This window comes from Cognatishimia sp. (assembly GCF_964229375.1).
Taxonomy (GTDB): Bacteria; Pseudomonadota; Alphaproteobacteria; order Rhodobacterales; family Rhodobacteraceae; genus Cognatishimia.
The window spans coordinates 1-6,819 of record NZ_CAXREH010000175.1 but is presented as its reverse complement, the minus strand read 5'-3'; the positions used below and the strand labels follow the sequence as shown (position 1 = coordinate 6,819).

At 57.0% G+C, this 6,819-nt stretch carries 7 protein-coding genes; 6 read left to right on the top strand and 1 reads right to left on the bottom strand.

Features of this window, described 5'->3' with window-relative positions:
• The 3 genes from ACEQWH_RS12880 to ACEQWH_RS12870 form a co-directional block, all read left to right on the top strand.
• A partial coding sequence (locus tag ACEQWH_RS12880) for an ABC transporter substrate-binding protein (RefSeq protein WP_370231496.1) occupies positions 1–940 on the top strand: 940 nt, incomplete at its 5' end.
• An 80-nt stretch (positions 941–1,020) separates the two neighbouring features.
• The gene (locus tag ACEQWH_RS12875; RefSeq protein WP_370231494.1) at positions 1,021–2,385 is read left to right on the top strand and encodes an acyclic terpene utilization AtuA family protein; all 1,365 of its coding nucleotides are present in this window, start codon (positions 1,021–1,023) and stop codon (positions 2,383–2,385) included.
• Positions 2,382–2,684 carry a DUF4387 family protein gene (locus tag ACEQWH_RS12870; RefSeq protein WP_370231492.1) on the top strand — a complete coding sequence of 101 codons (303 nt, stop codon included), beginning with the start codon at positions 2,382–2,384 and terminating at the stop codon, positions 2,682–2,684. Before ACEQWH_RS12875 ends, ACEQWH_RS12870 begins: the two co-directional genes overlap by 4 nt.
• Positions 2,685–2,695: 11 nt before the next feature.
• On the opposite strand, the gene hemN is transcribed toward ACEQWH_RS12870, so the two are convergent.
• Positions 2,696–4,051, bottom strand: coding sequence for an oxygen-independent coproporphyrinogen III oxidase (gene hemN / locus ACEQWH_RS12865; RefSeq protein ID WP_370231497.1), 1,356 nt, complete (start codon positions 4,049–4,051; stop codon positions 2,696–2,698).
• Positions 4,052–4,102: 51 nt separating this feature from the next.
• Here hemN and fnrL point away from each other — a divergent pair, with 51 nt between their 5' ends.
• From fnrL to ccoN, 3 genes are all read left to right on the top strand, one after another.
• The gene (fnrL, locus tag ACEQWH_RS12860) at positions 4,103–4,837 is read left to right on the top strand and encodes a transcriptional regulator FnrL (protein ID WP_370231490.1); all 735 of its coding nucleotides are present in this window, start codon (positions 4,103–4,105) and stop codon (positions 4,835–4,837) included.
• 84 nt (positions 4,838–4,921) lie between these two features.
• Positions 4,922–5,329, top strand: a complete 408-nt coding sequence (locus ACEQWH_RS12855; RefSeq protein WP_370231488.1) for a universal stress protein — start codon at positions 4,922–4,924, stop codon at positions 5,327–5,329.
• 95 nt (positions 5,330–5,424) lie between these two features.
• A partial coding sequence (gene ccoN, locus ACEQWH_RS12850) for a cytochrome-c oxidase, cbb3-type subunit I (RefSeq protein ID WP_370231486.1) occupies positions 5,425–6,819 on the top strand: 1,395 nt, incomplete at its 3' end.

The following is a 6,819-nucleotide window of genomic DNA, read 5'->3' as shown; positions in this document are numbered from 1 at the left end:
CGTCTTTGGCGATCCAAACGCCGCCAATGTACTGCGGATTCTGTCCACCGCCGACATCAGTTTCTTTGAACCGATGATCCTGTCTTATCTTGAGGATCACCCAAACGTCGCAGTGGACTATACGGTGGCAAGCTCGACGGACGTGATGGCCGCGCTGCTGGAAGAGCAGACGTCATTTGATCTGGCGATCTCAAGCGCGATGGATTTGCAGACGAAACTGGCCAACGACGGTCTTGCGCGCCCGCATTCCTCTGGCCAGACCGAACGGCTGCCGGATTGGGCCGTGTGGAACGACATGGTGTTTGCTTTTACTCAGGAACCGGCGGCCTTTGTCATTTCCAACAAGGCCTTTGACGGGTTGGAGCTGCCGGAAAACCGTCAGGAACTCATCACCACATTGCGCCAAAACCCTGATATCTTTGAAAGTCGCGTCGGCACCTATGACATTCGCCAGTCTGGAGCAGGGTATTTGTTCGCCACGCAAGACGCCCGTGCATCGGATACCTATTGGCGACTGACCGAAGTCATGGGCGCGCTGGACCCAAAGCTTTACTGCTGCACGTCCAATATGATCGACGCGGTGGTCAGCGGAGAGCTGGCTATCGCTTATAACGTGCTGGCCAGCTATGCCGAGAAACGCGCGGACTCAGATGCTTTCACGATAATCCTTCCGTCTGATTTCTCGATTGTCATGCTGCGCACGATGCTTATTCCGACCACGTCGACCAACCCTGAACTGGCGGGGCAGTTTCTGGATTTCGTGCTGGGGCAGACGTTCCCGAAAGGCACATCGCCGCTGCTGCAATCAGAAATGCTGGCGCAGGCGAACGAAAACGCCCTGCACCGCATCGCCTTGGGGCCGGGCCTGTTGGTTTATCTGGACCAGTTCAAGAACAAGAGTTTCATTTCCGAATGGGAAAGCGCAATCCTGCAGGAATAGGGTTTTGCACAGAATGTCAGCATTGTGTCAGGTCAGGCGACTAGGCCTCGCGGAAACTTTCCTGACGCGAGTTATCTGCCGTGAGCACCGATTCCGTAACAAAAGTCCTTATTCCGTCCGGCGCATTGGGGTTGGGATATGACCGTGACGCGCTGGCGCGTGGCGTGGCCGAAGGGCCGGATTTGATCGCCATCGACGGAGGCTCGACGGACAGTGGGCCGCATTATCTGGGTACTGGCACGTCTAAATACTCGCGCAGTTCCATCAAAGCCGAATGGCGAGAGTTGATGCACGCGCGCGCCGAGGCTGGCGTGCCTTTGGTCATCGGAACGGCAGGCACATGCGGCGCGGACAGCGCTGTGGACTGGCTGGTGGACATCACGCGCGACATCGTAGCCGAGGACAAAATGGCGGTGAAAGTCGCGGTTCTGAAGTCCGGCCAAACCGCAGAGAAACTATGTCACGCCTTGAATGCCGGGCGTATCAAACCGCTAGAGCCCGCAACCGACCTTGCGCCGGAAACGCTGCAAAGCTGCACGAACATTGTTGCTTTGGCAGGGGCAGAACAAATTCAGGCGGCATTGGCCACGGGTGCAGACATTGTGATCGCAGGGCGCACGACAGACACCGCCACGATCGCCGCGCTACCCCTTGCGCGCGGTTGTCATGCGGGGGGCGCGTGGCATGGTGCAAAAATCGGCGAATGCGGCGCGCTGGCGACGACCAGCCCAAACACCGGTACGATCATGATCAGTTTTGACAGCACGGGCTTTACCGTCACACCGATGGGAGAGGCTGCGCGCGCCACGCCTTACACAGTGTCCGCCCATATGCTGTATGAGAACTCCAATCCCTATCAGTTGTTTGAACCCGGTGGCCATCTGGATGTGACGGACGCGGTCTATACCGCCTGTGACACCAAATCCGTGCGCGTGACAGGCAGCACCTGGGTGCCCAACCCGACCTATACCGTCAAACTGGAAGGGGCGCGCAGTGGCGGGTTTCAGACCGTCTCTTTGGCGCTGGTCCGAGAGCCGCGCTATGTGGCCAACATCCGCGAGTGGGTTGCCGACATCGAGGAAAAATGCGTCGCCAAAGCACGCGCACGCCTAACGGATCCGTTCACCTTGGAACTGAGGCTGATTGGCGTAGACGCGACGCTTGGCGCGTTGGACGTTGCCGCACAGATCGGCAGCGAAGTGGGCGTTCTGGGGATTGTGACCGCAGAATCCGACGCCATATCGCGCGAAGTGGCCAAGATCCTGAACCCCTATCTGTTGCACCACCCGCTGACCGAACAAGAAGAAATGCCGACCTTTGCATTTCCGTTCTCGCCTGCGGAAATGTCGCGTGGCGAGATCTATGAATTCTGCCTCAACCACGTGCTGGAGTTAGAGGATCCCATGGAGGCCTTTGCGTTGACCGTACAGGAGATGACCCCATGACGACGCTTGCCGATGTTGCGCTGAAAATCCGCTCCAAGAACGCGGGGCCGTTCTGGTTGACTATCGATATATTCTGCGACTCCGAAGAGCTGTTCAAACGCGCCTGCGCTTTAGCCGACACGCCACAGGTCGCACAGGCGCTGGGGTGTCCGGTGGCGCAGGTGAAGCGTTTTGAAATCGCCGAGCTTAATGTGCTGAAATTCAGCGTGCCGCGCCCTCACATTCAAGGCACGCGGTTTGACCGCGACATGCACGGCGCCTCTTTTGCGACGCTCTTGGCAGGCCTTAGCGACGCCTGATTCTGCACTCGTCAGATGGCCTTAGAGTGACTTTGGTTTTCGGCCCGGAACACATCCACCGATTTTGCGATGATACGGGCCAGCGGCTCAAACCCGTCGCGCAATGTCAGGCGATCAGACGAGACCGCGAGAACGTCGGTATATTGCGCGCAGAGGTCCAGAAAGATTGCGTCAATCTCGGGTTTCAGATCAGGGAAGGCCGCGCAGACATCGATCCGACTGAATGAAAAGTCGCACAGCAGCCGTTCGATGATCATAGCATGCAGCTGGTCCCGCCGCGTCATGCTGAAGCCTCGATGGGCTGCAAAGCCCTCGGTGCGAACGCGGTCCTGATAGGCTGAGGTGGCCACCGCGTTCTGCGCATAGCCCTGCGGAAACTTTGAGATCGCCGATGCTCCGAACCCAAGCAGCACGGGGCTATCATCGTCGGTATAACCCTGAAAATTCCGCCTAAGCGTGCCTGCGTCTTTGGCCAGCGCCAACCCATCTGTGGGCCGCGCGAAATGGTCGATCCCTATTGCGCGATACCCAGCATTTGTGAAAAACCGATGCGCGATTTCCGCAAGGTGGAATCGCTCTTCACTGCCAGGCAGATCAGCCTCAGAGATAAGCACCTGACGTTTTGAAACCCAAGGCACATGCGCATAACCATAGATCGCAAGACGGTCGGGCGACATTTTCAATGTGGTGTTCAGCGTGCGCAGAAAACTGTCTCGGGTCTGGTGTGGCAGACCATAAAGCACATCGAAATTGATGCTTGTCACGCCCTGCTGCCGCAGAACCTGCACCACATGCTGGGTCTGCGCGATGGTTTGCTTGCGGCCAATCGCCGCCTGAACCTTGGGGGCAAAATCTTGCACCCCGATACTGGCCCGCGTCAGCCCCAAGTCTGCGAGCGTTTCCAACAGTTCATCAGAGGCCTCGGTGGGGTCGACCTCGACAGAGAATTCAAACGACTTCATCGGCTCAAAGGCATCGCGGATTTTGGTGACAAGCTCGGTCATCAATGCAGGCGTCAGCAGCGTAGGCGTACCCCCACCCAGATGCAGGCGTTGCAATTTGACCTTATTTTTAAGGGCTTTCTTTGCCGCCTCAACCTCGGCCAGCAAGGTGTGCACATAGGCCTCGACAGGGCGCAACGTGCTGGTGCCCTGCGTGCGGCAGGCACAGAACCAGCAAAGGCGTTTGCAAAAAGGGATATGCACATAGATCGAAACACCGGTGCCCTCGGGAATGGCCTTTAGCCACGGGTTCTGATGCTTGCGCCCGGCGTCATTCACAAAGTGATTTGCCGGCGGATAGCTGGTGTATCGGGGCACTGATCTATCGAATAGCCCGAAGCGTCTCAAAAGTTCGATCTTTTCCATACGAAAGATAAAGACTATCAAAAGAGACGTAACCTTGATCCAGATCAACCGATGTCCATTCAGTTCAATACCAAAGTCGACTGCCAGTATTGCCCGATCCGCCACAGAGCCGTTTGCGCGCGCTGTGACGACTCTGAGCTTGAAGTGCTGAATGCGATCAAAACCTATCGCAGCTTTGAAGCAGGCCAGCCAATCGTGTGGCGTGGCGAACCCTTACAGTTTGTGGCCTCGGTTGTATCAGGTGTCGCCTCGCTGACAAAAACGATGGAAGACGGGCGCACTCAGATGGTTGGGCTTTTGCTGCCGTCTGATTTCATTGGCCGCCCCGGACGCCGCGAAATCGAGTTTGATGTCACCGCCACCACAGATGTGACGCTTTGCTGTTTTGAATACAAAGCCTTTGAGACCTTGGTGAACGACACGCCTCACCTGTCACAACGGCTGATGGAACTTGCCTTGGACGAACTGGACGCCGCGCGCGAGTGGATGCTGCTTTTGGGGCGCAAAACCGCGCGCGAAAAGGTGGCGACATTCATCGAAATGCTCGTGCGACGGTCCAAAGTGGACGACATCGAAGGCAATCGGCCTGAGATGGCCTTGCCTTTGACCCGCGAACAGATGGCGAATTATCTGGGGCTCACACTGGAAACCGTGAGTCGACAACTGAACGCGCTTAAGAAAGACGGCATTCTGTCTTTCACGGATCGGCGTAATTTCAATGTGACGGATATCAGCCAACTGCATCTGGAAACCGGCGATGACGCGGATGGCGGCGTGATCAGCTAGCGTCCAAACGGCTTGATCCATATCAAGGTTCCATGTGCCCAAACATGATGAAGTCTTCTTGCGACATCCAAGAAGGAGACCGTCATGTACGAACATATTCTTATCCCTGTCACGTTTGACGAAGCCTGCGACACAAGCGCAGCGATTCAAGCTGCCAAGGCGCTGTGCAACGAGAACGCCCGCGCGACTTTTCTGCATGTTGTAGAGCCGCTGCCGCACTATGTCGACGCGCATATCAACATCACATTGGAAGAGCGCAGCCTGCCGTTTCTGAACGACCGATTGAACAAAATGGCCGAGCAACTTCCGGGCGCGACCGGCGTCGTTACCCATGGGGCCGCGGGTCGTGAAATCGTCGACTGGGCGGCCAACAACGGGGTGGATTGCATCGCGATCTCGTCTCACCGTCCGGTGTTTTCCGACATCTTTTTGGGGTCCACAGCGGCCTGGGTTGTGCGTCACGCCCAATGTGCCGTGCATGTTTTGCGCTGAGTTGATCCAGATCAAAGTTCCCCCCGCGCCCTTCGCCGTATTGCCGGTCAGGACTTCGCCGGATTCCGGCTCTCACGCACATTGGAAGGATCACCATGTGGCATAGTTTTAAACTTATCGGTCTGGCGCTGGCTGTGTTCATCGCAGCCTATGCCGCCGACCAAGGCAATGACCTTGCCTTTCGAATTCACGGTCTGATTGTCATGTTTGTGGCGGGCGGGCTGTTCATACACAACCTGCGGCGCACGTCCGAGGCTCAGCCGGTGGAAAACGCCGGCGGCTATATGGACGGGGTGATCCGTGCCGGAGTGATCGCAACCGCCTTTTGGGGCGTGGCCGGGTTTCTGGTTGGTGTGTTCATCGCCTTCCAACTGGCTTTTCCGGGGTTGAACTTTGAATGGGCGCAGCCCTTTGCCAACTTTGGTCGTCTGCGTCCGCTGCACACCAGCGCGGTCATTTTTGCCTTTGGCGGTAACGCTCTGATTGCGACGTCTTTCTATGTTGTGCAACGCACCTCGGGCGCGCGCCTTTGGGGTGGCAACACGGCATGGTTCGTGTTTTGGGGCTATCAGCTGTTCATCGTTCTTGCCGCAACCGGCTATCTGCTGGGCGCGACCCAATCCAAAGAATACGCCGAGCCTGAATGGTACGTTGATATCTGGCTGACCCTTGTGTGGCTGGCGTATCTGGCGGTGTTCCTGGGTACGATCTTTAAGCGCCGGGAGCGTCACATCTATGTGGCCAACTGGTTCTTTCTGGCCTTCATCATCACCGTGGCAATGCTGCATGTGGTCAACAACCTGTCAATCCCCGTGTCCATCTGGGGCAGCAAATCTGTTCAGGTGTTCTCGGGCGTTCAGGACGCCATGACCCAATGGTGGTATGGGCACAACGCGGTCGGCTTTTTCCTGACCGCAGGGTTTCTGGGGATGATGTATTACTTCGTTCCCAAACAGGCCGAGCGCCCGGTCTATAGCTATCGCTTGTCGATCATTCACTTCTGGGCGCTGATCTTTCTCTATATCTGGGCAGGTCCACACCACTTGCACTACACCGCGCTGCCGGATTGGGCATCGACCCTTGGCATGGTGTTCTCGGTCGTCCTGTGGATGCCCAGCTGGGGTGGCATGATCAACGGTCTGATGACCCTTCAGGGGGCATGGGACAAGCTGCGGACGGATCCAATTCTGCGGATGTTTGTGCTGAGCCTTGGGTTCTATGGCATGTCCACATTCGAAGGCCCGATGATGTCGATCCGCGCGGTCAACTCGCTGAGCCACTATACGGACTGGACCATCGGTCACGTGCATTCCGGTGCGCTGGGATGGAACGGCATGATCACCTTTGCATGCCTCTATTTCCTGACCCCGAAACTATGGGGACGCGCCAAAATGTACTCGGAATCTGCCATCAACTGGCACTTCTGGCTCGCGACACTGGGCATCGTTCTTTACGCCGCCTCGATGTGGGTCACCGGTATCATGGAAGGC